Genomic DNA, 888 nt, shown 5'->3' with positions numbered 1-888 from the left:
GATCTCGGTGAGTCGCGCACCGAGCTGCTCATTCAGGTGTTCCGTACGGGCCTGCTTCTCGACCTCGGCCGGACGGACGAGGCGTTGGAACAGGCCGAGGCCCTCATGGTGAGGGCGGACGAGGTCAGCGACGTTCGTTATCGAGCAAGGGCTCGGCTGCTCTTGGGGCGGGCTCAGGTTCTTCTGGGGGACGCGGAGCGGGCGAGGGCGCAGCTGGAGAAGGCATCGGAGGTCCTGCGGGGCTCGGGCGAGTACCTGCCGGAGATCGAGGTGCTGCTAGCGCTGGCCGAGGCTGAGCTCGCCCTGGGGAGAGCGGAGTCGGCGGAGGCACGTGCACGCGACGTGCTAGCGCTGTCGCGAGCTCAGCTCCGGGCCAAAGATGCGGAAGCTCTCGTCTTCTTAGCGTGGGCCGACCTGGCCCAAGGCCGGCCCGACGACGCAGTGGGGCACGCGGAGCAGGCATTGGCGTTCCACCGGGCGAACGGCCAGCTCCTCGGCCAGGCACGCGCGCTCCATGCGCTCGGCGAGGCGGTCCTGGGCAGCCAGTCCGGCCGCGCGGCGGAGGCGCATCTGCGCGAGGCGCATCGGATTTTCACCGCCGCCGGCTCTCCCGAAGCGCACCGAATCAGGGCTGACTTCGGCACCGGCACCGCGTAGCCGAGCCGCGGATTTCTTCGCTGTGCGCAGTTCATGGCACTCTTTGCAGCAGATCACGTAGTGGTCACTACTCGGTCACTGGCGGGTCTTGAGCCCTCAAGATATGGATGGCGACCGTGACCTCGCGGTGCCATGAGGCCAGCTAAGGGGATGGCGTGCGGTTCGAAGTGCTGGGGACGGTCCGGGTTGTCCGGGGCGACGAAGGCGCTGTGTCGGTTTCGGAGCAGCGTC

Annotated in this window: 1 pseudogene; it reads left to right on the top strand. The window is 68.4% G+C overall.

Annotated elements, in window-relative coordinates:
• Window positions 1-657 (top strand): annotated as a pseudogene (locus ELR45_RS34100) (hypothetical protein); the annotation flags it as partial.
• Between the last annotated feature and the right edge of the window lie 231 nt (window positions 658-888).

The sequence above is a fragment of the Phytoactinopolyspora endophytica genome (assembly GCF_004138495.1).
Taxonomy (GTDB): Bacteria; Actinomycetota; Actinomycetes; order Jiangellales; family Jiangellaceae; genus Phytoactinopolyspora; species Phytoactinopolyspora endophytica.
The sequence above is the reverse complement of the archived record's forward strand: the minus strand, read 5'-3'. Positions and strand labels throughout refer to the sequence as shown.